Origin of the sequence: Leuconostoc falkenbergense (assembly GCF_045801155.1) — a bacterium.
GTDB classification, from domain to species: domain Bacteria; phylum Bacillota; class Bacilli; order Lactobacillales; family Lactobacillaceae; genus Leuconostoc; species Leuconostoc falkenbergense.
Map to the genome: position 1 here is coordinate 315859 of NZ_CP174386.1, position 25492 is coordinate 341350.

24 protein-coding genes and 4 pseudogenes are annotated in these 25492 nt (G+C 36.1%); 18 read left to right on the forward strand and 10 right to left on the reverse strand.

The window, feature by feature from the left end; genetic code table 11:
* Positions 1-38 precede the first annotated feature (38 nt).
* The 3 genes from ACI3ES_RS01600 to ACI3ES_RS01610 all read left to right on the forward strand — a co-directional run bounded on the left by ACI3ES_RS01600 (position 39) and on the right by ACI3ES_RS01610 (position 4265).
* Entirely contained in the window at positions 39-992 is a 954-nt protein-coding gene (locus ACI3ES_RS01600; protein WP_317212510.1) for an IS30 family transposase, read from the forward strand.
* 212 nt (positions 993-1204) lie between these two features.
* Positions 1205-2737, forward strand: coding sequence for a ClC family H(+)/Cl(-) exchange transporter (locus tag ACI3ES_RS01605; protein ID WP_142511553.1), 1533 nt, complete (start codon positions 1205-1207; stop codon positions 2735-2737).
* Positions 2738-3302: 565 nt separating this feature from the next.
* Entirely contained in the window at positions 3303-4265 is a 963-nt protein-coding gene (locus tag ACI3ES_RS01610; protein WP_142511554.1) for a cation:proton antiporter, read from the forward strand.
* An 80-nt stretch (positions 4266-4345) separates the two neighbouring features.
* Here ACI3ES_RS01610 and ACI3ES_RS01615 read toward each other — a convergent pair whose 3' ends face one another.
* Positions 4346-5026 (reverse strand): VIT family protein, encoded by a 681-nt coding sequence (locus ACI3ES_RS01615; protein ID WP_010387498.1) that lies wholly within the window; start codon positions 5024-5026, stop codon positions 4346-4348.
* Between the two features lies 1 nt (position 5027).
* Positions 5028-5702, reverse strand: a complete 675-nt coding sequence (locus ACI3ES_RS01620; RefSeq protein WP_140683517.1) for a VIT family protein — start codon at positions 5700-5702, stop codon at positions 5028-5030.
* Between the two features lie 211 nt (positions 5703-5913).
* Here ACI3ES_RS01620 and ACI3ES_RS01625 point away from each other — a divergent pair, with 211 nt between their 5' ends.
* The 3 genes from ACI3ES_RS01625 to arsC all read left to right on the forward strand — a co-directional run bounded on the left by ACI3ES_RS01625 (position 5914) and on the right by arsC (position 8164).
* Entirely contained in the window at positions 5914-6363 is a 450-nt protein-coding gene (locus ACI3ES_RS01625; RefSeq protein ID WP_013102148.1) for a cupin domain-containing protein, read from the forward strand.
* Between the two features lie 1049 nt (positions 6364-7412).
* The gene (locus ACI3ES_RS01630) at positions 7413-7505 is read left to right on the forward strand and encodes an IS3 family transposase (RefSeq protein WP_185912966.1); all 93 of its coding nucleotides are present in this window, start codon (positions 7413-7415) and stop codon (positions 7503-7505) included.
* 254 nt (positions 7506-7759) lie between these two features.
* Positions 7760-8164, forward strand: a complete 405-nt coding sequence (gene arsC / locus ACI3ES_RS01635; protein WP_142511557.1) for an arsenate reductase (thioredoxin) — start codon at positions 7760-7762, stop codon at positions 8162-8164.
* Positions 8165-8529: 365 nt separating this feature from the next.
* On the opposite strand, the gene ACI3ES_RS01640 is transcribed toward arsC, so the two are convergent.
* The 3 genes and pseudogenes from ACI3ES_RS01640 to ACI3ES_RS01650 form a co-directional block, all read right to left on the reverse strand.
* Positions 8530-9450 carry an IS30 family transposase gene (locus ACI3ES_RS01640; RefSeq protein WP_407632006.1) on the reverse strand — a complete coding sequence of 307 codons (921 nt, stop codon included), beginning with the start codon at positions 9448-9450 and terminating at the stop codon, positions 8530-8532.
* Between the two features lie 26 nt (positions 9451-9476).
* Positions 9477-10316 (reverse strand): annotated as a pseudogene (locus tag ACI3ES_RS01645) (IS3 family transposase); the annotation flags it as partial.
* The gene (locus ACI3ES_RS01650) at positions 10316-10591 is read right to left on the reverse strand and encodes a transposase (protein WP_407632007.1); all 276 of its coding nucleotides are present in this window, start codon (positions 10589-10591) and stop codon (positions 10316-10318) included. The gene ACI3ES_RS01650 and the pseudogene ACI3ES_RS01645, both read right to left, overlap by 1 nt.
* 429 nt (positions 10592-11020) lie before the next feature.
* Here ACI3ES_RS01650 and ACI3ES_RS01655 point away from each other — a divergent pair.
* The 8 genes and pseudogenes from ACI3ES_RS01655 to ACI3ES_RS01690 form a co-directional block, all read left to right on the forward strand.
* Positions 11021-11503, forward strand: a pseudogene (locus ACI3ES_RS01655) (MFS transporter); the annotation flags it as partial.
* A gap of 120 nt (positions 11504-11623) precedes the next feature.
* Positions 11624-11746: a hypothetical protein gene (locus ACI3ES_RS01660; RefSeq protein WP_257974804.1), complete on the forward strand. Its 123-nt coding sequence runs from the start codon at positions 11624-11626 to the stop codon at positions 11744-11746.
* Between the two features lie 75 nt (positions 11747-11821).
* Positions 11822-12660 (forward strand): annotated as a pseudogene (locus ACI3ES_RS01665) (aldo/keto reductase).
* 437 nt (positions 12661-13097) lie between these two features.
* A pseudogene (locus ACI3ES_RS01670) lies at positions 13098-13741 on the forward strand (SDR family oxidoreductase).
* A gap of 360 nt (positions 13742-14101) precedes the next feature.
* Positions 14102-14350 (forward strand): GlsB/YeaQ/YmgE family stress response membrane protein, encoded by a 249-nt coding sequence (locus ACI3ES_RS01675; protein WP_139968219.1) that lies wholly within the window; start codon positions 14102-14104, stop codon positions 14348-14350.
* A gap of 13 nt (positions 14351-14363) precedes the next feature.
* On the forward strand, positions 14364-14918 hold the full coding sequence (amaP, locus tag ACI3ES_RS01680) for an alkaline shock response membrane anchor protein AmaP (RefSeq protein ID WP_133424700.1): 555 nt from the start codon (positions 14364-14366) through the stop codon (positions 14916-14918).
* A 16-nt stretch (positions 14919-14934) separates the two neighbouring features.
* Entirely contained in the window at positions 14935-15138 is a 204-nt protein-coding gene (locus tag ACI3ES_RS01685; protein ID WP_133424701.1) for a DUF2273 domain-containing protein, read from the forward strand.
* A 17-nt stretch (positions 15139-15155) separates the two neighbouring features.
* Positions 15156-15686: an Asp23/Gls24 family envelope stress response protein gene (locus ACI3ES_RS01690; RefSeq protein WP_142511382.1), complete on the forward strand. Its 531-nt coding sequence runs from the start codon at positions 15156-15158 to the stop codon at positions 15684-15686.
* Positions 15687-15784: 98 nt separating this feature from the next.
* On the opposite strand, the gene ACI3ES_RS01695 is transcribed toward ACI3ES_RS01690, so the two are convergent.
* From ACI3ES_RS01695 to kdsA, 5 genes are all read right to left on the reverse strand, one after another.
* The gene (locus tag ACI3ES_RS01695; RefSeq protein ID WP_260353649.1) at positions 15785-16795 is read right to left on the reverse strand and encodes a hypothetical protein; all 1011 of its coding nucleotides are present in this window, start codon (positions 16793-16795) and stop codon (positions 15785-15787) included.
* A gap of 1473 nt (positions 16796-18268) precedes the next feature.
* Complete coding sequence (locus ACI3ES_RS01700; RefSeq protein ID WP_139968216.1) at positions 18269-18811, reverse strand: hypothetical protein; 543 nt, start codon at positions 18809-18811, stop codon at positions 18269-18271.
* A 517-nt stretch (positions 18812-19328) separates the two neighbouring features.
* The gene (locus ACI3ES_RS01705; RefSeq protein ID WP_142511384.1) at positions 19329-19649 is read right to left on the reverse strand and encodes a hypothetical protein; all 321 of its coding nucleotides are present in this window, start codon (positions 19647-19649) and stop codon (positions 19329-19331) included.
* Positions 19650-19727: 78 nt separating this feature from the next.
* On the reverse strand, positions 19728-20684 hold the full coding sequence (locus ACI3ES_RS01710) for an SIS domain-containing protein (RefSeq protein ID WP_139968214.1): 957 nt from the start codon (positions 20682-20684) through the stop codon (positions 19728-19730).
* Positions 20668-21519, reverse strand: coding sequence for a 3-deoxy-8-phosphooctulonate synthase (kdsA, locus tag ACI3ES_RS01715; protein ID WP_133424707.1), 852 nt, complete (start codon positions 21517-21519; stop codon positions 20668-20670). The genes ACI3ES_RS01710 and kdsA overlap by 17 nt, the downstream gene beginning before the upstream one ends.
* 271 nt (positions 21520-21790) lie before the next feature.
* Here kdsA and ACI3ES_RS01720 point away from each other — a divergent pair, with 271 nt between their 5' ends.
* The 4 genes from ACI3ES_RS01720 to ACI3ES_RS01735 all read left to right on the forward strand — a co-directional run bounded on the left by ACI3ES_RS01720 (position 21791) and on the right by ACI3ES_RS01735 (position 25411).
* Positions 21791-22663 (forward strand): SDR family oxidoreductase, encoded by an 873-nt coding sequence (locus ACI3ES_RS01720; RefSeq protein WP_260353651.1) that lies wholly within the window; start codon positions 21791-21793, stop codon positions 22661-22663.
* Positions 22664-23244: 581 nt separating this feature from the next.
* Entirely contained in the window at positions 23245-23883 is a 639-nt protein-coding gene (locus ACI3ES_RS01725; protein WP_260353652.1) for a DUF1345 domain-containing protein, read from the forward strand.
* Between the two features lie 48 nt (positions 23884-23931).
* Positions 23932-24330 (forward strand): pyridoxamine 5'-phosphate oxidase family protein, encoded by a 399-nt coding sequence (locus ACI3ES_RS01730; protein WP_084012242.1) that lies wholly within the window; start codon positions 23932-23934, stop codon positions 24328-24330.
* 130 nt (positions 24331-24460) lie between these two features.
* A complete protein-coding gene (locus tag ACI3ES_RS01735) occupies positions 24461-25411 on the forward strand; it encodes a magnesium transporter CorA family protein (protein ID WP_142511385.1) in 951 nt (316 codons plus the stop codon).
* Positions 25412-25492 lie beyond the last annotated feature (81 nt).

Consider the following 25492-nt stretch of genomic DNA (forward strand, 5'->3'; position numbering starts at 1 on the left):
GGTAATTGTCTAAAACAACCATAAAGGAACTGCGACTCATGACTAGTTTATCATCTCAAGAACGCACTGTCATTCAAACTTTACTCGAATTGAATTATTCTGTTCGTGCCATTGCGCGCTTTATTAAACGCTCTCCTTCAACCGTTTCGATTGGAATTCATCAAGTTACACCCTATAAAGCTGAGATTGCTCATGCGTTGGCATTGAAAAAACGTCATCTACGTGGTCGTCATGACACGCTAACACCAGCTATCGCTGTCTTTTTGAATCACCACATTGGTATATTGAAGTGGTCACCAGAAACCGCTGAGCATGTTTTAGGGTTACCTTTCAAAACGATTTATAATTGGCTCAATGCTGGTCGACTCAAACTATCATTGGCTTATTTACCTGACAAAGGTATCCGTCAAAAGCGTCAATCTGATGGTAGACGACAAGTATTTGTGCATGGTCGTTCGATTGAAACGAGACCTGAAAGTGTGAAAGCACGACAAACCTTTGGACATTTTGAAGTTGACACCATGCAATCGGGTAAAAGACGTGGCGATGTGCTGGTGACAATTACTGAAAGACTAAGCCGGCAACATATCGTGAGACAGGTCACTGGGCGCAATAGTCAGGCAGTGACACCAGTCTTAATTCATTTTTTTCAAGGGATCAAAAATGCCAAGTCAATCACTGTTGATCGTGGGCGAGAATTTGCAAAATATAACGAAATCGAGCAAAAACTAGGCATTCCAGTCTATTTTGCGCACCCATATTCACCAGAAGAACGTGGGAGTAATGAGATATTAAATCGATACGTCCGTCGTTTTATACCGAAAGAACGCAAAATTGAAACAGTTAGCGCCAAAGAATTAGATCAAATTAATCATTGGATCAATGCGAGACCAATGAAAACACTCAACTGGCAATCACCACGAAAGGTTTTTCAGCAGTTTGCAGTGTTCGGTTCATTCTTGCAATCTACCATTCATTGGCTAGAGAATTAGCAGAACGGCCCTCGTTATGCAAGGCAACAATAGATGATTTAAATTCTGTTGAGTATCGCTTAGCTTTCATAATATAAAAAAACTCCTATACTTGATTATCTCGGATTATGCCCTAAAAATAAATCAGTCCGGATTTTCAGTATACGAGCAAAGAGAATCGTTAAATTTTTCTGTATTTGGAATCAACCCCCTTTTTGTTGTAAACTGATTTTATGTTTAAAAAAAGAATTAGACTCAATACATCAAAGCTGTCAGTAGTATTATATGGCACACTTATAGGTTTTTTAACAGGAATAGTTGTTAGTGTCTTCCGCTGGACAATTGAAAAATTGCTTCAATTTGTGCAAACGCTGTATCTCGATATTTCACATGGCAATATAGCGTTAATATTTTTAGTGATAACTGCTAATTTAATTTGTTTTTTAATTGTTTCATGGATGTTAAACAAAGAACCTAATATATCCGGTTCCGGCATTCCACAGGTTGAAGGTCTATTATTAGGTGAACTAAAAATAAACTGGTGGTCGACATTGTGGCGGAAATTTATATCAGGAATTTTGGCTATTGGTAGTGGTTTAATGCTGGGACGGGAAGGTCCTTCAATTCAACTGGGTGCATCAATTGGTCAGGGTGTGGCATCATATAAACGTCTTAGTCATAATCAATCGAAAGGGCTTATAGCCAGTGGTGCCGCTGCAGGTTTATCAGCTGCATTTAATGCACCTTTAGCCGGCGTTATGTTTGTATTGGAGGAAGTCTATCACAGTATTTCTCCCTTTGTCTGGGTTGGTGCATTGACAGGCGCAAGCGTTTCGGATTTTGTCTCTACGGTTTTGTTTGGCCAAACACCAGTTTTATCTATTGGACACTTAAGCGTTTTCCCGGTACAGTTATATGGTTTATTGTTGGTATTTGGTATTATATTAGGCTTATTTGGCTTTTTATATCAAAAATTTTTACTATTCAGCTTAAATTGTTACAGTAAAATTAGGATTCCTAAATATTTATACGGTATCGTGCCGTTTATCTTGGTGATACCGATTGGAATTTTATGGCCAAATCTTTTAGGTGGGGGGAATAATTTAATTTTATCACTGAAAGAAACACCTATGACAATGAAAATGGTCATCGTAATTTTGTTAGTTCGATTTGTTTTCTCAATGATTAGTTACGGTTCCGGTCTGCCAGGGGGAATATTTTTACCTATTTTGACTCTAGGTGCACTAAGTGGCGTATTGATGGCTCATATATTTGTCTATTTACATCTCATGAGTGCAAATTATGCTTTAAACTTTATTGTGATTGGTATGGCAGGTTATTTCGCATGTATTGGTAAAGCACCATTTACTGCAATTATTCTTATCTTTGAGATGGTTGGGAGTGTGACCCACATTTTACCTTTAGCACTTGTAAGTTTAGTAGCCTACTTAGTAGTTGATCTATTAAATGGCGCACCAATATATGAATCTTTATTAGAACGTTTGTTGAAAAGAAAACCAGCGCATCTAGCGATGTCATCCATGATAACTATGGAAGTCACTGTTCTTGCTGGTGGTATGCTAGAGGATCAACAAATAAGAGACTTACAACTGGAATCAAATAGTTTGATTACGCTGGTCAGAAGATCTGAAAATGTACTGATTCCCAAAGGAGACTTAGTATTACGTGCTGGTGATATTATTTATATTAGAATGAACCAAAAAGATGCAAAAATTACTAGAAATCAACTATCACTTAACAACTAAATAAATTTCAAAAACACAATTTTAGAGTTTTTGCGTCGAAAAGATAAATTCGTTATCAATTAAATTACAATTACAGAAATAATTACCAGGAGATTCTTTTTTACAAATAATTGGAACCAGCTTTAGTTTCAAATTCAATTGAGATAACATCGCTTTATCGTAATTTAGAGTGTTTTGATTGAGTGAGCACATCGTAATAGTGAAATTATATTCAACATAATTGTATCAAACTAAAAATTTGCCTAAGAAGAGGTGGAATATGATGATATAAAAATTAGTTTTGTACTAACCATCAGCTTTTTTTGGTGTAAGTTCTTTGTTTAAACAATTTCTATATATTCCTTTTTTGCTAATAAAAATTCGTATTTTTTTAATTAGAGACAGAAAATGTCTTTTGAATAATTATATCGTAGGATCAGGACAATAATATATAGCGAAATTTGATTTGAATAATAAAACTATGGTATATTTAACTTAATTTAATTTCAACGGTTGGGCGTAAGCTTCAAGAATTGTTAGTCGGGGAACTAGCTTTTTTTGGAGCTTTTTAAATTTAGGAGAAATAATGGAATATCTATTAATCATGTTATTAGTCATAGTTACTATTTTTCTGGGAAAGGTAGGCACCTGGTTTGGTTTTTCTGAAGTTGTTGGGCAACTATTTTCAGGTATCATTTTAGGATCCAGCATATTGAATATAGTACAGTCAAGTCATTTAATCCACTTGATAGCTGAGATAGGTATTTTTTTACTGATGTTAAATTCGGGACTAGAGTCTGATTTAAAGGAAATGAAAAGATACATTAAAGCATCGTCACTCATTGCAGTTATGGGGGTACTACTACCCTTAATTACTTTCCCGATTGCATTTTTATTGCTTGGATATAATATACAGACTTCCATATTTGCCGGTGTTGTGTTCTCTGCAACTTCAATCTCTATCACGTTAGCTGTACTATCGGAACAAAAAAAATTAGCCACTGCAATAGGAGCAATCATACTTTCGGCAGCTGTAATAGATGACATAATTGCTTTGTTTGCAGTGACTTTATTTTCTGTTTTAGTAGGTGGAGGTGCACTGGGGATAAACAGCATTTTACCATTACTCGCTTTTGCGTTAGGCATACTACTCAGGAAGTATAATTTTTCTGATAAAATTGGTGTTATCAGTACGAAAATGGGTAATTCTTTCTTTTACCCTGTATTTTTCGGGTCCATCGGTCTTGAAATCATAATCCAGGGACTGGGAGATAAGATAACAGCTATTATAATTTTTAGTATTTTAGCTATTGTCACAAAATTTGTTGGCTCGTTATGGGGAGCAAAAATTTCTGGTCTAGATACCAGAGTTTCAAGTGCAATTGGGGCAGGCATGATTTCTAGAGGTGAGATGGCCCTTGTGATTATTCAAATAGGTATATCATCACATATTATTGATGATTATACTTCAGCAGAGTTTATTGTTGCTGTCATCGTTTCAACAATAGTAGCTCCGATAATCATGAAACCACTGTTCAAAAAGATTTGATATTATAATTATAATAGTTGTTATATTAGCAAATGGCTGATTGGTTTCTGTCAGGTTATGCGTTATAAAATTTCATTTTGCTACTTAAATAGGGTTCCAAGCCAATAAGTGAAAGCCATTGTGAGCACTCCTGTGAATATGTTGCGCAAAATAGCTGGAATTATTGGTGCTCGTCCCGCCCAAGCGCTTAGCCAACCAGTTAAAAAAAGTGCCCAAAGTGTTGCTAAAATTGTTCCTATAACTTTCAGATTGTCGGGTAGTAATATCACGGATAGTAATGGCCAGATACCACCAGATATTGAGGCAATAAATGATGATACTAAGGCATGTGCAGGGCTTAAATACTTTCCAACTACAATACCGTACTTAATTTGTACATAGTGTTTCAAAGCATCATTTGTCATCAGGTCATCCGCCACACGTGCGGCTAATTTAGGATCAGCACCCCGTTGTTCATAATATATAGCAATTTCATCATGCACAATTGTAGGTTGGGTGGCCAAAAGGGTCTCAGCTTTTGCAACAACTGCTTTTTCTGTATCTTTTTGTGACGAAACCGAAACAAACTCCCCTGACGCCATAGAAAAAGCAACAGCGAGCATTTCAGCAATACCAGCTACAAAGACGACTGTATTATTGGTAGTCGCACCAGTAACACCGAGGATGACACCAGCGCCACCAATAATACCGTCATTGGCGCCCAACACTCCCGCACGAATAATATTTAATTTTTCTGATAAAGTCAATTTTTTGTATTCCATATTACGCAGCCATTAATAAGCCAATTAAGTATGTCACGGACATTGTTAATAGCCCCATCAGTACGTTTCGTAAAATCATTGTTTTTTTTGGTGTATTTCCATACACGGCTGAGAAATAGCCGGTTAAAACCAAGGCGAAAATTACAAAAATAAGAGTTATGACGACACGGTATGTCATCGGGACAAAGATCATACCGACCATTGGCAAGATGGCACCAAGGGGGAAAGCCATCATTGAAGCAATAGCAGCTTCAGCTGGCGAAATAAAATCATCCTCATTTATGCCATAGCGTGCGTGTAAGGTTTCTCCTAATGCATCTTTTTGCATGCTTTGTTGCGCAAGTAACCGTGCATTTTCCTCACTGATGCCATCTGTTTGATAGTGTTGTATCAGAAATTGAGCTTCTTGTGAAAAATTATTAACTAGCGCAATTCTTTGTTCGTCCTTAGCTGAACGCTCTGAATCTAGTTGTGAATTTACGGATACATACTCACCTGTGGCCATTGAAAAAGTACCGGCGATTGTTGCTGTCAGGCCAGCCAGAAAAATTGTCCAAGTATTCATTGAGGCCCCATAAACACCAAAAACAACGCCAGCAATTGAAATAATACCGTCGTTCGCTCCCATCACAATGGCACGTAGAATATTTATTTTTTTACTAATTTGTATATCCATGTGTAAATTATAACATTTTATTTTACGGTTAATTACAAGAATTAAATGAGCATTACAAATTACTGCAAAACATGCCGTGGTGATACACAGTTGATTATTTTCATTGATCTTATACTGATCAAATAAGTGGTTTGGTCTCATTATTTGACGCCCACTAATTAAGTATAAGATCATGTATTTGTGCTATAATGAGCAAAGGAGGAATTAAATAATGACTAACAATGAGATGAAGTTGAAAGATTACGGACCACATCCATTTGCTGTTGACCTTAATCAGGCGGCTATAAAAAATGTTAATTATCGCACAACCTTGTGGACAGGAGATCATTTTCAAGTTACTTTAATGGCAATTCCACCTAATGGTGGTGATATTGGAATGGAAATTCATCATGGTAATGACCAGTTTATTTATTTAGTTGAAGGTGTCGGACATGTTCAGATGGGAAAAGATAGAGAGAAATTGACTATTGATAAGGATATTACTCCTGGTGAGGCCATTATTATTCCTGATAATACTTGGCACAATGTTATCAATGTTGGTGATCAGGTTATGAAGTGCTACTCTATCTATTCACCAGTTAAGCATGAACACGGTGTTACAGAATCGACCAAGGAAGAAGCTATCATTCAAGAAGGGGAGCTTGAAGGCTCTGAAGAGTAATTTAACAAAGCATACATTTATTTGACAAAAGCGCATAAGCGCTTTTTTTTCAGTGTATGAGGAGAAATGATGAAAAAAGTAAAGAAGAAACAAATTTTAGGAATGTTAGTTTTGATAATATTGAATTGTCGGCGATATTTTATGATCAGAAATCAATAAATTGAACTACTTTTGTTCAGTTGCTTAGGCAACATTTGAAATTTTGAGGTAAAGTTGCGATTATAAAAATTAGTATACCACCCGATAGCTGCTTGGAATTCAGTTAATGTTTGGTATGCTTTCAATATAACTCTTCCATATGTCCCTTGTCGTATGTTTGCCATTGCTGCGAGTATGAATGTTTCGATCCAGACTTTTAATATTTAATATTAAAATCAGCACTTGTGTATTGTGATCGCATATCTGAAAGAATAACCAATAGTTTTTGATGCTGATCGAGATCTATCTGTTTGCCACACACCACTAAAATCAGTGAGGTTTTATGGTTATCGTCATATTTCTATGCTCTTATACTAAAAAATGGACTATTCTTATTCAGTCCGTAAAATAAAAGTATAGGCGTATTTTTATGTCAATTCGTTATTCACAAGATTTCAAAGATTCATTAGTTAAACTACACCAAGAAGGCCGCTCACTTAAATCATTAGCAGAAGAATTTGGACCGTCAAAAGATTCTATTGCTATTTAGGTTAAACAAGCTACCCCAATCATGACCAAGGGTCAGTCAAAGACGTTAAAAGTCGTCAAGCAATTAGAGAAACGCCTCGCTATTTTGGAGGAAGAAAACGAAATTTTATCACGCCTAGCCTGACAAGTATTGAGCGACCATCTGACTAGAAAAAAACCGTGATGTAAGATTGCCGCTCATCAACCAATTTTTAGCACAAGGTTACGCGCTTGTGCGTATTTTAAGAGCACTTAAAATCAAACCTAGTACCTACTATAACTGGCGCCATTGGCAGCCCAGTCGACAAGAAAAGCGTAGAGAATCCCTAAAACCTTAAATTTTAGATGTTTGGAAAGCCTTTAAATTTTATGGTTATCGTCGTTTGAAGGCATACCAAACATTAACTGAATTCCAAGCAGCCATTGGTTGGTATATCAATTTTTATAATCGCAACCGTATCTCAAATGTCGCCTAATTAACTGAATAAAAATAGTCCAATTTATTGACTTCTGAGCACTAATTATGTTCTAGAGAAGTATGTATTTAGGGGCTATTGACAATTGATTTACTAGCCATTAGGTGTACTGTAACAAATTAGATGAGTAACAGCTGATAAGCGAATCCCAATGACTAGTATTATTGGATTTTTTGTGTATACTTTTTATAAGAATCAGTTTATTAAAATAGGAATATTTTAAAAATGGTGAAGAAAGAGAGGGGCAGATTCAAATGAAAAAAGTTTATTTTTTGTGTACGGGAAATTCGTGCCGTAGCCAAATGGCAGAAGGATATGCAAAACAAATATTGCCAGCTAATAATTTTAAAATTGAAAGTGCGGGAGTTGAAGCTCATGGGCTAAACCCAATGGCAATCAAAGTTATGGCTGAAGATGGAGTTGATATTAGTAAACAGTATTCAAAATTAATTGATTTACAATATTTTAATACGGCAGATGTCATTATTACTTTATGTGGTGATGCGAAAGATAAGTGCCCAATGATTCCAGCACAAACTAAAAGCCTTCACTGGCCTTTATCGGATCCAGCACAAACAATGGGAACTATTGAGGAACAACTACAAGAATTCCGGAATATTCGAGATCAAATTAAAGCATTAATTACCGAATTAAAATAGAAATTCGCCTTGAATACTATACAGTAAAATTGGAGTGCATGGAAATATATTCAATGATAAAAAGAAAAAAATGTTCAAAAAAATTTCAACGTTTATTAGTATAAGAGCAGAATAATATGCTGCAATTAAATTTGTTGGTTATTTGTCAACAAATGATGAAGCCGGGTTCGTAGAAATTTTATCTAATTTAGAATAAAAAAAACAGTGATTACTAAATGAAGTGATCACTGTTTTTTTTGTGCTCATAAGTCAATAATTCGGAATGTTTTTTATCTAGGGCTGAACTGATTAGGCAACTTTTATTTTTTGATTGGCAAGACTGATTCTTTCGTTGTTGAACCAATGAATATGGCAGATTGCAAGAATCATCCGAACACCGCATGTTTCTGAAAGACTTTTCGTGGTGATTGCCAGTTGAGCGTTTTCATTGGCCTGGCATTAATCCAATGATTAATTTGATCTAATTCTTTCTGACTGATGGTTTCAATTTTGCGTTCTTTTGGGATAAAACGACGGACATATCGATTTAGCACTTCATTACTACCACGTTCTTCTGGTGAATATGGGTATGCAAAATACATCGGTATGCCTAGCTGTTCTTCTATTTCATCATATTTTGCAAACTCTCGACCGTGATCAACTGTAATTGATTTAGCATTTTTTATACCCTTGAAAAACCTAATAATAGCTGGTGTCACTGCCTGACTATTGCGCCCACTGACATGTCTCATGATATGTTGTCGACTCAATCGTTCTGTGATGGTCACTAAAACATCGCCACGTGTTTTACCAGATTGCATCGTATCAACTTCAAAATGACCAAATTCTTGTCTTAATTGGACAGCTTTTGGTCGTTTTTCAATTGAACGGCCATGAGCAAAAACACGTCTACGGCCGTCAGATTGACGTTTACGTCGAATACCTTTATCAGGTAAATCTGATAACTTAATTTTAAGCAAACCATGATGAATCCAGTTGTAGATGGTCTTGAAAGCAATACCCAATACATGAGCAGCCGTTTCTGGTGACCACTTCAAGATACCAATGTGATGGTTCAAAAAAGCTGATATTTCAGGTGTTAGGGTCGGATGGCGACCGTGTTTGTGCCGATTACACTGGGCTAAATGATGAGCCTGTTGTGCATTGTATGGTTTAATTCGATTTAACTCGTAGGTAATAGTTGCAGGAGAACGCTTTAAGAAACGGGCTATTTCTCGAGTTGAATGATTAAGTTTGATCATTGTTTCAATGACAGAACGTTCGTGAGCTGATAAACTAGAAGACATAAGCTGCAGATCCTTTATGGTTGATTTTAGTCAATTACCATTAAAGTCTCTGCAGTTTTTTTATGCAAGGTGTTCGGTTTAATTTTACAATCTGCCATATACTTGGACACATCTAAAATTAGATGTGCAATCGATGGAAACCGGAATTGATAAATCATTTCACGCTTTAATAGGGAGTGAAAACTTTCAATTTTGGCATTATCATATGGATGTCCTAGTTTTGAATACGAATGATCAATTTTATGTCGCTTTAACAAATTTTCAAAGCCAAAACTAGTGAACTGACTGCCCATATCAGTATGTAAATAATTTGGTTTTTTATCAGTTGACAGCGATTTTTGTAGTGTTGTAACTACCAATTTGGTATCCATCGTGGCACTGATTTGATGGGCTAATATCTTACGCGTTTGTAATTCTAAAACTGACGCTAAATAGACCCACTGACCATTACTCAACTTTAAATAAGTGATGTCCATGCGCCAAGCGTTGGCTTCGGGTAAATGCCTGATTAAGTTGGGACGTTGACGATAATCAACAGTTGTCGTTGGTTTGTTAAATCGACGACTCATGACAGAGTATATGCCAGCTTCTCGCATTAAACGACGAACTCGGTTGGTTCCATGATGTAAATTCAGATCAGCTAATGCTAATCGCAGACGTGGCGCGCCATAAGCTTTATAGTTATTTTGCCAAATTTCACGCAACAAAGCTTTTAAGATCGTATCTTCTCGTTGTCGTTGGCTCTCAGTATAGTGAACCCAATCAAAGTAGGTGCTTTTGGGTATTTTGAGTAGGCGTAGCACCATCATGAGTTTAAAATGCTGTTTTAGCAATGATTGGACAATAGGAAAATGGGTCTTACGTGTTACCTGCGATGTTCGCCCAGCAAAACGGCCGCAATTTTTAAAATTTCGTTTTCTTCTTTGAGTCTTGCGACTTCTTTCTGCATTGCATTAAATTGGGCGCGAGTCACTGGCTTACCGGTAACGTCCGTCCCAATGATTTGGGCTTTCTTCACCCAACCCGTGACGGTTTGTACAGCCAAATGGTATTCATTGGCTAGAGAATTAGCAGAACGTCCCTCGTTATACAAGGTGACAATTGATGACTTAAATTCTGTTGAGTATCGCTTAGCTTTCATAATATAAAAAAACTCCTATACTTGATTATCTCGGATTATGCCCTAGAAATAAAGCGGTCCGGATTTTCAGTATACGAGCAAAAAAAATTTTTTCTCTTCTGTTGTCTTGATTAACTTATATGGTTAAATAGCCTAGATCACTGAGCTTGCTAGGTCTTTTATTAACGATGCTATGGCTGCGAAATATACTATTATTTAAATCTTTTTGTGAAATGCCTTGATGTTTACAGACAGTTAGGAGAATCATAAAATTATTTTCGGATAACCCAATATTTTGGAGTTCCCGGTTTAATTTTAATCTGACTAATCTGTTGATAACTGAAAACATCATTTCCAATGAGTTAGACATCATCTTCTCCTTTATGTTCATGTGAACATAACAAATTATAATATAGCTAGCCTGAATTTACTGATCTAAAGAATAAGGTGGTGGCAGTGCCAATATTTCCAATTCTAGCCAAAAAAATGACTCGAAGATATGTCTATATTGATAGTATTGGCATTCAGATTGTTGGGTATATCTTGCTTATTGTCGGCGGACGTAGCCCACTTGTTGTGACAGTAGCGACTATTTTGTTTTATCTGCCATATCAACTTGTCTTCTTATCAACTCTAACGACTATTACGGATGCCGTTGAATATGGTCAACTAAAAAATGGTGTATGTAATGAAGCAGTAACATTATCAATCAGGCTATTGTTGGACAAAATCGCGGGGGTTTTGTCAAATGGTCTTGTTGGGTTCATAGCAATGGTTTCAGGAATGAGTGGCGGTGCTACTGCTTCAGATCTTACGTCTAAAGTGGTAACAACATTCAACATGTTTGCTTTCGTAGTGCCAGAGATTCTGATGTTATTGGCTGCTTTAATATTTGCAAGTAAATTTAAAAACAAGCTAAGCAAAGAAAACTAAGTGTAATAAATAACCAAGTTGAGCATAAAATTTAACATATTAGCTAGAATATAGTAGAATGTGTGTAAGGTAGAATGACTGCTACCTAAGAATTACTAACAGAATGCAGGAGGAAATCTAATGAGTGAAAAAGAAAAAAAAGACATTAAAGAGCAAAACAAAAAGGATGATCCTGAGTCAACTGACAAAGAAAACGTTTATAATCATAATCCTAAAAACGCAGATTATAAAAAAGCCGATTAATTAAAATTTAATTTTTAAAAGCCAGATATTTTATGTTTGGCTTTTTTAGTACAAACTCATAAAGGAGTACAAAAGATGACTCAAGAAACGTATACACTTAATGATGGGCATAGTTTGCCAAAAGTTGGCCTAGGCACATTTCAAATTCGAGGCTACGAGGGGTAGAACAGATACTAACTGCCATTCAAGCGGGCTACCGGTTATTAGACACCTCCACTAATTATAATAGTGAGGGCGCGGTAGGAGAAGCGATACACCGCTCAGGTATTCCACGATCATCTTTTTTTGTGACAACCAAATTGCCAGGCAAATATCATCTCTTTGAGGATGCTCTAAAGATGCTTGAGGAATCTTTACTACGAATGAAACTTGACTATGTTGATCTTTACCTAATACATTGGCCATTACCTAAGCAGGACAACTATTTGGAAGCTTGGGAGGCCTTAGTTACCGCTAAAAAGCGTGGCCTCGTAAGATCAATTGGAGTCTCTAACTTTGAAGAAGAGCATCTCAAAAGAGTCATACAACGTACTGGGGTGACACCAGCCGTGAACCAAAATGAAATTCATCCGTATTGGCCTCAAAAAGAATTGGTCCAAGTCAACCAACGTTATGGCATTCTGACGGAAGCTTGGAGCCCTTTGGGTCGCGGCAGTAAAGAATTAGAGGAACCTCTACTTACAAAAATGGCACAAAAATATGGAAAAAACACGGTCCAAATTATATTACGTTGGCAAATTGAGCGAAGTATTCTTCCAATTGTCAAGGCTGTTTCTCCTGTACATCAAAGCTAAAATTTGGACATTTTTGATTTTGCTCTAACAACGGAAGAGATAGAACAAATTAATCAGTTACAACGTCCTGAGGGCAGAGTTGATGGTCAGGATCCCAAAACTTACGAAGAATTTGAATAATAATTTCGACTAAAAACGTTTACCAAAATTGGTAATGGTGTACCAAACTATCTTTTGCCTGCTTTGATTTTTATCAAATGTCCTTATTAGTTACCACATGGCAAAACATCTCGGGTTTTCGGCCCAAAAAGCTACCTGGGCAAGAATGAGCTGCCCAACAAACACCATTTGTTGACTAATTTAAAGAATCTGAGGCTAATCTTTTGCATCATTTAAAGTCTAGTGGTATATTGTTGGTGATAAATTAAATTAATATAAGAAATTATCCACCCTAGCTAATTAAAGCGATGATTGAACTTATTTTTTATTTGTATTTTCACATAATATCAAACATATTGGCAAGAAAGCGGATCAGACTTATGGAAGAAAAAAATAAAACTGATTTACAAGAGCGATACCCAGAACAAAGACAAGAAGAACTTGGTCTGAAAAGCAAAATGATTCCTGTTCCGGATGATGATTCTCAAACTTGTGTTGGGTCTAATAGGTTAAAGGGCCAAAAGGTAAGGCTCATTCTGGGTGATTTAAGAGAAGAAGACTTCAGTAAAAAATTAATTGAAGGCGCTGTCAAATTCTTTGGGGACCCAAATACATTAGTATTGGTTGCAGGTAAGCAGCAGGCTGAAGTTGATATCCGTAATCTTTCAACACAACAAATGGTTGAGACTTACAAAACCAACGTTTTCAGCTTGATTTGGTTGGTTAAGGCTGCGTTACCTTATCTGCATGAAAGTAGCAATATTATCACAGCCAATTCCATTCAAGCAGACCAGCCCTCCTCTTTTCTTGTGGACTATGCGAAGACAAAATCAGCCATTAAAAATATGACTAATAGCTTAGCCAAACAGCTAGCTCCTGAAGGCATCAGAGTCAATAGCGTCGTGGGCCCTGGTCTCATTTGGACACCTTTACAGGCAGTACGCGGTCAACCACAAAAAATTATACCCTCATTGGTAAGAATACTTTATTCAAGCGCGCCGGACAACTCTCAGAACTGGCAGGAGCCTACGTTTTTCTTGCATCAGATGACGCAACCTATATAACAGGCGAGTCAATCAATGCTAATGGCGGAAAAGGATAAATGTGACATTAAATTCTAGTACATTGCTACCCGGAGGAAGAGATACAAAATGAAAAAAAGGAATAAAATCGCCAGTTTATGGGGAAAAGTATCAATGTTGTTGGCAGCATGGCAAATGATCATGAGTCTCATTCGATTTTTGAAAAAAAATAAAAAGAGAAATTGATTTTAGCGACGCTTGTGTGTTTAAGAGATAAAACAAATTATTGAGATGGTCAGAAACATTAAGCATCTCATTCGCGTTCTTGCAGTAAAAATAGATAATGGTAGTGAAAAAAATAAATTTCAAGCGTTATCTCATAACGTTGATTAAAGTTGCTAGTTTACTAAGAGTATTTTAAATTTTTTGGAGGTAAGATTATGATTTGGTCACTAATTGTAGGCGCCATAATAGGAGCCATTGCAGGAGCTCTCACCAATCGTGGTGAATCTATGGGATGGATAAGCAATATTATTGCTGGATTGGTTGGATCAGCTATTGGACAGGCCTTGCTAGGCCATTGGGGTCCTGACTTGGCTGGTATGGCCATTATTCCGTCTATTATAGGTGCTGTCATCTTAGTTTTGTTGGTATCTGCCGTGCTTGGCATCTGGGGAAAGCAAGGCTGAGCGGGAGATTAATATGAGGAAAACCATAAAAATATTCCTAATACTAATTATTTTTACCTATGTCGTAGGCATTTGTTTACTGATTTGGCCGGAAGTGCTAGAAAGTCTGTTTTGGTCACTAAAGCGTCTCGGTATCAATTTTTCAGGGAATACCGATATGATCAGATATTATTATGGTGTTGTTCTTCTCTCTTTGAGTGTAATCGCCTTATTAATAGTGCTTTTGATACCTAATCAATTGCCAGATATATTGCTAGAAAGGACAAAGACTGGCCGTTTAGCATTGAGTAATTACGGGGTTAAACAATTTATTCGTACGCAACTTTCTGGAGAAGGGCTGTCCAACATTCAGGTTAAACTTAAAAACACACGTCGTCAAAAAAAATTCTATATTGTCGCTGACGCGGCTTATAAGAGGTCAGTTGTCAAGGAATTGCCCCGTATTTCCAATCAGTTAACTAATGAGTTGACTAATTTATTAGGTGATCATAATACCCCTGTGAAGGTGAGTGTAAAAGTCAATCAGAAATCAACGAAAAACAATCACTTAGCGCCCAGGGTAGTTTAGGAGAGGGTAGAATATTATGAAAAGTATAAAAGTTAATAAAGCTTTTATAGGCGGGATCATCGGGTTCGTGCTTGCGACACTACTTGTCACGTTGGGTTTCTGGAAAACAATTTTAGTGCTTACCGTAACTATAATTATTGCTTACATTGGATCCGTTTTAGATGAATATGATGTGAATATAAAGACATTGTTAACGATGATGTCTCGTAAAAATAGATGAATTGGAGGATTTAAAAAATGGCTACAGAAAAAGTACAAGCAACAGATTTTCAAGATGGTGATCAAACTTCAAATCCAAAGGGTCAATTAACTTTTGACGACAAAGTGATTCAAAAAATTGTGGGCTATGCCATTGAAAATGTGGACGGTCTTCTGGGTGTTGATGGTGGATTTGTCGCTAACATCAGGAATAAAATTGTTAATAGTGATAATCCAACTGATGGCATTGAAGTAGAAGTTGGGAAAGAACAAGTTGCTGTTGATCTTGATATTATCATGGAGTATGGGCACAATGCGCATGATATTTATGATCAGCTGAAACAAGTCATTGCCAAGCAGATTAAAAAGATCACTAGTTTAGTATTAGTGGAACTAAACGTTGAAGTCGTTGATATCCAGACGCAAAAAGAATTTAATGAATCACAGACGACGTTGCAAGACAGAGTAAGCAGTGCTAGCGAAAAGGTGAAGTCTAAAGCAGCAGAGAGCGGAGAAAAAGTTAAACAGAACGTGCAATCAATGGGTGAAGAAGGCGATCGTGTTAGATGACCATTGAATAGATTGTTCACAGTTGACGTTGATTTTAAAACTAAATTTTTTCGATTTAAAAAGTATACTTTTAATGAGTATACTTTTTAAATTGATCACTATTTAACTAAATCCTTATTGGTTGCCATTAGGTCAGCTACATCTGACACGATTGATTTGATATAGTAACCATTTCTTACCCTAATTTGTTGTGTCCGAATTTTTTGATACAACGTGTTATAAGCGGTTTTATCAATCGTTTTAATCATTTCAGGTAAGTCAGTGATATCGTTGATGACTAACCCACAATTCGTTTTCTTTAGCCATTTGCCGACGTTTGAAGCACTGTCAGCTATCGGGACTATTCCGGCAGCGAGGTATAAACTTAGCTTGTATTGCCAGTTATATTTTTCGTAGTCCTTAAAAGGATTTTTCGATGAGCAGTCACCATCCCAAAGTAATCCAAAACCGCTGTCCAATTTTGTGATCAGTTCATCGTTATCATACTTACCAGCGTAGTAAGATGGATTTTGTAACCTAAAATCAGTGCCTTTTCTATACACGACCAGGTGTACATTCCTGAGGGTTGCCAAGAATCCTGCCTTAGTCTTGCTGATATTTCCAGCATAGTTGACGATATTGGCATACTGTGGTGAGTTAAGAGGAGAGGAAGTAAGAAAGTCAAAAGGTCCTCTTTGAATGACGGTGGGAACATGCAAACCATTTTTCTTTAACAACATTTCGGCGCTGAGCGACGGTAACGTAATGAAATCAAAGTTGTTTAACATGGCTATATCTTCCGCTAGTGTTTCTCTAAATCCTCTCAGACTGTTGATATCGTGAACGATTGCGATGATTGTGATATTCTTTCTATGCGCTCGTTCAATGAAGTCTAAATCCTGCTCATAAGATGTGTAGGTTGGGAATTGAAAATATAAAATTGAATTTTCTGTTAGCCTTTTTATTAAACTAATATTAACAGAATCAAAGTTATTATTTTTTTTAAACATTGGGTACTCAATCTTATCAAATCGTAATTGATTCGATAAAATATCAGCTATATCTGTCCGCGGTTTCACGGAACCATCGTAAGTCAAACTGGTGTCAGCAGTCAAAATATAATTTTCCATCGCTATCCTCACATTGGGGAAAATCTTGTTTAACATAGCATGAGTTATCTTGAATTCCCCAGTATTCAATTTTATTGTTTAACTATATCACAACACTGTTTTTTAGAACTATATATGGCTTGAAAGGAATTTAAAGATAGTATAAAAAAATCCGTGAAGAAAACCCATTTTAACGCTTCATTAGCGAATGGCCTTGTTTCTTCTGCTGAATATTGCGCGCTAATCTCGCGTAGGCGATGAGAAGCCAAAATAATTTACTTTTTTTCTTGCTGAAAAAATAGACAAAGGAATCTTTTTTGTAGAGACGATATACCTGAGACAAACTACATCAAATTGAGGCACAAAAGAATAAAATCACGCCAGTATTTCGGCCACTAACAATGGCTGGCGGTATCGTGGCTATTGGGTAGCCACAATTATTTCTTACTGAATTAGACCTTTAAAAATTAAAAATAGTCAAATTGGATTGCCAAAAGTTTTATATGGTATCAATCTGGGATTCATGTTGAATCAAAAAGATATGATACCATCACATCAAACAGGTCGAGGGACTTTTTGGTTCCAACCGAACGGCTGTGTAATATTACAGTGTATCTTGTGTATATTTGTGTTATGATACACTTGAGGTTGTATCAATCTCAGCTGCATGCTCAATAGGCTTCCACAACTCCTTTGTAAAAATGTGGGATTCCAGTCTATTGAGTTTTTTTAACTTTTAAGATGTATACTAGAGAAGTAATTGCTTTTGATGATTACAGCCCAATAGGTCTTTTTGTTAATTAGTCGGACAACTGTGAAATATTCCTGCCTGTTGGGTTTTTATTTTGCTTTAATGCTATAATGAAGACGTAGTTATCTCCAGTAATTACATGATCGGCAAGTGCTCTCATCCTAAAATTGACTTGTCGATTTTTTATTGTTTTGATACAATTTATCCTATTAACTTTAGCGCTAGCTAAGTTATTGGTGGTCGCCAGATAATGATAAGACCCTTCTTTTTAACGAATTGATTACTCTTTCTTAAAATTATTTTGGCAGCCCTTTTGTTTTCTTATATTTGTAGTACAACTTATAATTAAATTTGTAATTTTCCCCCCTAAAAAATTACACTGCAGATGCACATCTTCCCCCAGACGTGCATTTTTTATTTTGAAAACTTGGTAAAAAACTCATTAAAACCCACAAAGCAACAAAAAATATCGTATGGCATCTTACTAGGCTTTTGTTATTAATTCATTTACGCTAAGCTACTGCTATTTATCAGTAGCTTAACATGAGTTAAATAAGAATTATTTTAAAGGATTCGTTTTCCAAAACGAACAAGCTGATGGCGGTTACAAATTATTTTTCGTTTTCAAATTGACTGAAAGAACAGCCTACGGAACAAAAATTTTTTCTAGATTTTAATGCCAATTCATAAATGAACTGTTATATTGCAAATTGACATTGTGTCTAGACAACACAATTTCGTAATTATTGTTGTACGCGTTCCGTGATGTCATCAACAAACTTTAATTTGCCATAGTAGATATTATCAAGTTCATCGATTGCATATACTTTCAGTTTTCGAGCGCTTTTTTTTGAAATTGTCTGGCCAAGATCCTTTTCAACCCATGGCATATTTAAAGGTAGTGCAGTTTTACCGACAATCTCTTTATTTGTCTTAAAAGTATACAAAGCATATTTTTTCTCTTTCACATCCTGCCAGATGTCTTCGTATGTGAAGTATTTATTGGTTATTCCGGCCTCCAAAATTTTGGTGTCCATCTCACCTATGTTCCTGACGTTAATTTTAAAATAGGATGACTCTTTATCAACTGATACGTTATCCTGAGAAGTGCTATTTTGATTCTCCGAAAATTCAACTTGTTTCCTAAAATGATACAAATATCCTTTAATCCTTATTTGTAGTTTTTTGTCATGCTTCCTGTAAAAGAAACCTGCCGAAATAGCCAGAATGGAGCCAATTCCAGTAACCCATTCAGCCCAACTACCTAATTCTAATCCTAAAAACATAATTTTCCTCCTACTTGTCTTTTCAAAAATGATTTGACTATAATTTTGCCTGCCAATTATTAAAATTGCTAAATATAAAATAGTCTCTTACGACATATAAATACGGAAACAGCGTACGAGAAAAGATGTCTGATTATTCTGAGCTTTAGTAATAATTGCAAATTTCAATTCTTAGAACATGAGTTAAAGCTAACTATGAAATAACAAAAATTATTTTGCCTATAAAAAATAGCATGTTTTTACACGAATAAAATTAATTAAAAACTCACTTTTTCGTCTGTAAACGGGGCGAAAAAGCGAGTTTTTGCTGTTATTCTTTTGCGAAAGAACAACTTAATAATACAACTTAAAAGGCTATTTGACAAGTAGAATGAGCCTCTTATTGCAATTACAATTGTAGATTCAATCAGCTAGTTTAAAGGAAAATGTGTGCATTGAGAAATGATTGCCAGCCGCTTTAACCTCACGATTTGTTTTTACCACAGTAATTCACTCTCATAAATGCTTGAGGCTGCATTTAATCAATTTTATTAATCAACAAGTCTAATTCAATGTACAATTTTTCACTAAGTGAACGATCAGGAAATCCTGCGCCGGTAGAGCTTACTTCTTCTAACATTTTAAATATGTCATCTAGGTTATCAACTTGTAAATTTGGTTTTAAATAGGCGCGAGCATCGTCAATAAAAATTTTTACTCTGTTTGCGAGCGATTTTCCTGTAGTAAGCATATTCTCATCAATATTTTCATGTTTACAAGCGAAGTGGGGATCAAGCTGCATCCAATTTTTGTAGACGGGAGACAAAAGTTCTGCAAAATCGTGTGGTGTTTTAGACATCGATAGATGCTCCTGGAAGACTTATTTTTATAAAATATTTTTTTCATTAGTGACTACGCAAAACATCACCCATTACCTTCAGTCAAGAACATCATGAATGGTTATGACACCGACAACATTATTGTCATCATCAACAACCACTAAGTTAGAAATATTATGATTAGCCATTTTCTTCCATGCTGCGCCATTACGGGCGCTTTGTTCAATACTAATGAAGCCCTCAGTCATGTAATCTTTGGCAGTGGAGCTTTTAACTGTATTAACTCGTAGAAACTTTTTACGCAAATCGCCATCGGTAACGATACCTGTTACAACGCCAGCATCATTTTTAACAAGTGTCATACCGAGGCCAAAATCACTAATTCGGTAAATCACTTCATTGATTGGAGTTGAAGCCTGAACATAAGGAACTTTTGTGTGCATAGAATTTTTGACATTTCTTAGTAGCATTTTCCCGATGGAGCCACCAGGATGATAGAGAGCGAATTTCTCACGTTTGAAATCTGTTTTTTTCTCAATCGCTATCAACAAAGCATCACCCATCACAAGGGTGGCAGTGGTTGAACTAGTCGGCGCCAGTTTTGTGAGATCAGCTTCTTCAGCAACATCTACTTTTAACAATAAGTTGGTATTTTGAGCCAACGACGAATCCTCAGATCCCGTTAGAGCGACTGTTTTCAACTTGTCGTGGTGAATGTTTTGCAAAGCAAAAAGCGTTTGCAAAACTTCTTGCGTCTCACCACTGTTTGAGATAAATATAGCTAAATCATCTTGTGACACACGACCGAGATCGCCGTGATAGGCTGTTCCAGCATCGATAAAAAAGCTTGGTACGCCAATGGATGAAAAGGATGCAGCAATTTTGTCGGCAATGATGCCCGATTTTCCAATTGCAATAAAAATTAAGCGTCCTTGCGTTTGAGCAATAGCATCAACGACGTGATCAAAATTTTCGTCTAAATTGTCACGCACGGATTCCAGGGCATTAATTTCCGTGTCAAAAGATAATTTAGCATCATTAAAGTAAGTCGTCATGAGCATATACCTTCTTCATTTCTAAATGTTCGTGAAAAAGTTTGTTAGCATTTTCAAGGATAGGGCGAATTTTTGAAAGGTATAGTTGACTATCCTGATCGGAGATTGCTTTAGGAGGGTTGGGGTGAACTTCCGCAAAAATACCATCAACTCCCATTGCCAATGCGGCACGCATTAAGGGGAAAGCATAATCGCGATTACCACCAGAATGGTTTCCGTGACCACTTGGAATTTGAACAGAATGGGTTGCATCAAAGATGATTGGATAAGTTGTTTGTCTCATCTGAATTAAACTTGTCATATCTACAACTAACTGATGATAACCGAACATGCTGCCGCGTTCTGTAACTAAAATGTGCTGATTACTTTGGGCAACTTTATCAACAGCACTCTGGATATCTTCTGGCGCCATGAATTGAGCTTTTTTAATATTGACGACGCGACCAGTTTTACCAGCAGCTAACAAGAGATCTGTCTGGCGGCTCAAGTAAGCAGGAATTTGAAGCACATCAGCCACTTCAGCAACAGGGTCACATTGATATGATTCATGGACATCTGTCACAATTGGCACGTTATAATTATTTTTTATTTGAGACAAAACCTTTAGACCAGCCTCCATGCCAGCACCGCGACTAGAATTGATAGAAGTACGATTAGCTTTATCAAAAGACGATTTAAAGACATAATTGATTTTCAACTCATCGGTTATGCTTTTTAAAGTTTCTACAACTTCTGCGCATGTTTCATAGGATTCTATAGCACAAGGTCCTGCTAATAATGTGAGGCGGTCATCTTTGAAATCGTATTTTTGAAATACATCACTAATTGTTGCCATATATAGATCTCCTGTCTTTTTCTCAATTCACCTATAGTAATACATTATAATTTCGCTTTATTATATACCATTTAGACCATAGTTGTCATCTGAAACGTTCCATTAAGCTAGTCAGAAACAAAATTTGTGACTCCTTTAATATATGATGTTAGAATAATAACAATAAATAATTTGATGAATCGCTGTAGCTGTACTGCAGGCTTCGTTCGTTAAGTGGTCACGATTGTGTCATCAAATTGTGTTTTCATAGTTTAGATAGGAGAATAGGTGGATGTCAGAAAAGATGAATCTTAGTCAGAGCAGCGCAAATTACCCTAATCAAAGTCAAGAGGAACCGGGACTGCAAAGCTTAATGTCACCTGTTCCTGACGATGGTGCCACAAGCTATATTGGACATGAACGGTTAAAATATAAAAAGGCAATTATTACTGGTGGAGATTCAGGGATTGGCCGTGCGGTGGCCATTGCCTACGCTCATGAAGGTGCAGATGTTGTGCTTAATTATTTACCTGAAGAGGAAAGTGATGCGCAAGAAGTCAAAGGTGTAATTCAATCTCTAGGGCGAGAAGTAAAGTTAGTCCCCGGTGATCTAAAAGATGAGGCATTTAGTAAGCGTTTAGTAGAGGAAGCGGTTTCTTTTTTCGGAGACCCCAATATCTTGGTGCTCGCAGCAGGTAAACAACAAGCAGAGGTAGATATTGCTAGTTTATCAACGCAACAAATGCAAGATACATATGCTACGAATGTCTTTAGTCTGGTTTGGCTTATTAAAGCGGCTTTGCCACACCTCGGTCCTAATAGTAGCATTATAACCACTAACTCAATTCAGGCTGATCAACCGTCGCCCTTTTTGGTTGATTACGCAGGAACGAAAGCGGCTATTAAAAACATGACAGTCAGCTTATCGAAACAATTGGCTTCTCGCGGCATCAGGGTTAATAGCGTAGCTCCAGGGCCAATTTGGACACCTTTGCAAATTGCTGGAGGACAGCTTCAGGAGAACATCCCATCCTTTGGCAAGAATACTTTACTAGGCCGAGCGGGTGAGCCAGCAGAATTAGCGGGCGCATATGTGTTCCTTGCCTCAGATGAAGCAAGCTATATAACAGGTGAATCCATTAATGTTAACGGTGGCGTAAGATAACTTGAGTACGCCATCCCTTACTTTTACGAATACTGTTTACAGTGATCTTGCTTTACTCAGCAGTGCTAAACAAATTTTGGATAATCTGATTATAACTACAGACCTTATACAAATATCAATTTAAGAAGGTTTTAAAATTAAGCAACAGGACAGATCTTCATTAACTTTCTACCTAACGTGGGGGTTACAACTATTTGGTGTTAAATTTATCAGCATTAATTATCCGTTTTGGCATCTATATTTGAAGTTCAAAAACTGCAAGTCATTCTGCAAATTTATTGGTTCCGATTGAATTAGCATGTTTTACCAAATGTTAAATAAATGTTGCACGTGAGTTTACAGTGATTCTTATGGAAAAGTTTTTCAAATTCGCTAATTATAAACTTCTGTTACGCAAAATTTTATAAGACTCGACAAAAACTTTCATGTCGATAAATTTCGAAAGACTATGAGCTAATGATCTCGTTAATTAAATGTCTGAGTAGACAAGAATGTTGTTAAGTTAAATAATATCCAGGACTTATCTTGTTTGTTGATAATCATAGAATGAAGGAACATTTACAAGAAAAGGAGATCGCTTGGTGAGGATAATAAAATCTCAAATGCTGTTGCAGCAGCATGGTAATTTGTTTACTATTTCTATCATCATTGGAGTGCTTGCAGCGTTATTAATAAGCACAATGGCAACAGGATTATTTGTAATATTAGCGGGATGGGATAGTGCGGCGATGATGTTATTTGGATTGGTTTGTTACTCTTTCTTGCCCCTCAAAAATGGAGAACGTACGAAAAAAGTTGTGTCACAAGAAGGTATAAGATATCCTGCTCTAGACTTACTTATTATACTAGCGGCCATGATGAGTATATTCACTGCGATTCTTTTGTTAACAAGGAGTAAAGGGAATAGTGTTGAGATCGCTTTTTGTATGCTAAGCATATTTATAACTTGGAATTTAATTCAATTATTGTATAGTGTTCATTATACCGAGATGTATTATCAGCACAACTCAGGAGTATCTTTTAATGATACCCAAAATCCCAATTTTTGGGATTTTCTATATTTGTCTTATACTATTGGTATGACATATCAAGTGTCAGATAATAGTTTTTCAACCACGCACTTTCGTAGGGTAGCTTTAGGACACGCACTTATTTCTTTCTCATTTAGCACGGTATTAATTGCCATAACAATCAATTTTGTTGGTGGACTGATGATGTGAGACGTTGTTAGGTAATAGCATTGTAGGTATCAATTATAGGAGCAAATCATGGTTAAATTATCTGAAGAGATGAAAAAAATGATAGGGGAGCAACTACCTTTCTTGTCGACTGCTAGTGAATTTGGCCTACCACAAATTGGGCCAAAAGGATCTTTACATGTTTTCGAGAATGACAATCTTGTTTATTATGAACATACTTTTAAACAGGCGTATGAAAATATAAAGCAGAATGGTCACGTGGCGGTCGCTGTTGTTGATAAAATAGAAGAGAAGGGTTTTCGCTTTGAAGGTAACGCTGAAATTCACGAAGGCGACGATTTTGCAAGAAATATTTTGGCAACAACGAAAATATTTGAACGCTTTCCGAGGGCAGCTGTAGTATTAATTAAAATTAACCATATTTATAAATTAGATAATACATTAGAAGCTGGAGACAAGATTGTCTAGATAATGTGTGAGATAAAATTTTTGGCAGGTTATCATACATAAGACAAAATGTTTTTAAAACTGATAACGTATTTATTTCACAACAATTACGCATTTATTTTTGAGAAAAATATAAGGCAGGAAGATTACAATGCTGCAAACTTATTCTTTAACAAAAGATACGTTATTAGTTTCGCCAGAATTAAATATCAAAAATTCTTCTGTTGTTTATGTTTATGGTGACGAACGAGAATATATCGAATCTTTTGAACATAAATATGACCTTAAAATAGGCAATATACTAACGTTTGATGATCAAGTTGCATATGACACGATGATAGATCGGAACGATGAAAAAAGTTTGCTCGTAAGTTTTTTGTTTCCCAAGATACACGAAGGTGGGCATCTAGATAATCTGACGACATCTGTTGTTTTCTTGGTATTTAAAAATAAGTTGATAATTTTTACAAACAAAAAATTAAATTCCATTTCCGAACTCTTATCCAATATGGCTTTACGTGATGTCAATGATTTCACGGAGGAAGTACTTTTAAAGATCATGCAAAAAGATTTCTATGTGATGCTTAACGACCTTCGTGGAATCAAGGAAAAAATTGATGATTTAGACTCAAAAATATCAACGTCCGGTCCGCTCAGACCAACGTTTGGTGATTTATTGACTCTTCAAAAATACATGATAGCTTTGTCATCAACGTATAAAGCTAACCATAAAGCGCTTGATTTCATTAAAACAAATTTCACAACTATTGATGATATTGATTTTAGTACTAAAAAAATAATTGATGAGTTATACGATACAAGTGATACAATGGATAGAATCATTTTAGGTTACAGCCAATATTTGGACAATTTGGAAAATATGATAAACAATATGATTTCGTATCAGCTAAACATGATTATGAAAACCCTAACCGAGATATCAATTGTTTTGACTATTCCAGCAATTATTTTTGGCTTTTGGGGAATCAATGTCCATGTCCCGTTTGAAAAGTCTTCTTATGGTTTTTTTGCCGTATTGATTATCTCTGCTATACTAAGTCTAATTTGCTGGTTTTGGATGCGACGTAAAACATATTTGTAAAGTATCTCAGATACCCTAAAATGGTTTAAATCAGAAATGCTTTGTTGACTTTATTGAAGGCTGATTCTTTTCAACAAATTA

Bases quoted from the DNA above. Each gene is read 5' to 3' on its own strand.
- ACI3ES_RS01610 (WP_142511554.1), top strand. From the start codon at position 3,303: ATGGAATATCTATTAATCATGTTATTAGTCATAGTTACTATTTTTCTG.
- ACI3ES_RS01615 (WP_010387498.1), bottom strand. From the start codon at position 5,026: ATGGAATACAAAAAATTGACTTTATCAGAAAAATTAAATATTATTCGT.
- ACI3ES_RS01720 (WP_260353651.1), top strand. From the start codon at position 21,791: ATGTCAGAAAAGATGAATCTTAGTCAGAGCAGCGCAAATTACCCTAAT.
- ACI3ES_RS01600 (WP_317212510.1), top strand. From the start codon at position 39: ATGACTAGTTTATCATCTCAAGAACGCACTGTCATTCAAACTTTACTC.
- ACI3ES_RS01730 (WP_084012242.1), top strand. From the start codon at position 23,932: ATGGTTAAATTATCTGAAGAGATGAAAAAAATGATAGGGGAGCAACTA.
- ACI3ES_RS01620 (WP_140683517.1), bottom strand. From the start codon at position 5,702: ATGGATATACAAATTAGTAAAAAAATAAATATTCTACGTGCCATTGTG.
- ACI3ES_RS01625 (WP_013102148.1), top strand. From the start codon at position 5,914: ATGACTAACAATGAGATGAAGTTGAAAGATTACGGACCACATCCATTT.
- ACI3ES_RS01690 (WP_142511382.1), top strand. From the start codon at position 15,156: ATGGCTACAGAAAAAGTACAAGCAACAGATTTTCAAGATGGTGATCAA.
- ACI3ES_RS01640 (WP_407632006.1), bottom strand. From the start codon at position 9,450: ATGTCTTCTAGTTTATCAGCTCACGAACGTTCTGTCATTGAAACAATG.
- ACI3ES_RS01735 (WP_142511385.1), top strand. From the start codon at position 24,461: ATGCTGCAAACTTATTCTTTAACAAAAGATACGTTATTAGTTTCGCCA.
- kdsA (WP_133424707.1), bottom strand. From the start codon at position 21,519: ATGGCAACAATTAGTGATGTATTTCAAAAATACGATTTCAAAGATGAC.
- arsC (WP_142511557.1), top strand. From the start codon at position 7,760: ATGAAAAAAGTTTATTTTTTGTGTACGGGAAATTCGTGCCGTAGCCAA.
- ACI3ES_RS01650 (WP_407632007.1), bottom strand. From the start codon at position 10,591: ATGAAAGCTAAGCGATACTCAACAGAATTTAAGTCATCAATTGTCACC.
- ACI3ES_RS01685 (WP_133424701.1), top strand. From the start codon at position 14,935: ATGAAAAGTATAAAAGTTAATAAAGCTTTTATAGGCGGGATCATCGGG.
- ACI3ES_RS01605 (WP_142511553.1), top strand. From the start codon at position 1,205: ATGTTTAAAAAAAGAATTAGACTCAATACATCAAAGCTGTCAGTAGTA.
- ACI3ES_RS01710 (WP_139968214.1), bottom strand. From the start codon at position 20,684: ATGACGACTTACTTTAATGATGCTAAATTATCTTTTGACACGGAAATT.
- ACI3ES_RS01660 (WP_257974804.1), top strand. From the start codon at position 11,624: ATGAGTGAAAAAGAAAAAAAAGACATTAAAGAGCAAAACAAAAAGGAT.
- ACI3ES_RS01700 (WP_139968216.1), bottom strand. From the start codon at position 18,811: ATGTTTTTAGGATTAGAATTAGGTAGTTGGGCTGAATGGGTTACTGGA.
- ACI3ES_RS01695 (WP_260353649.1), bottom strand. From the start codon at position 16,795: ATGGAAAATTATATTTTGACTGCTGACACCAGTTTGACTTACGATGGT.
- ACI3ES_RS01675 (WP_139968219.1), top strand. From the start codon at position 14,102: ATGATTTGGTCACTAATTGTAGGCGCCATAATAGGAGCCATTGCAGGA.
- ACI3ES_RS01705 (WP_142511384.1), bottom strand. From the start codon at position 19,649: ATGTCTAAAACACCACACGATTTTGCAGAACTTTTGTCTCCCGTCTAC.
- amaP (WP_133424700.1), top strand. From the start codon at position 14,364: ATGAGGAAAACCATAAAAATATTCCTAATACTAATTATTTTTACCTAT.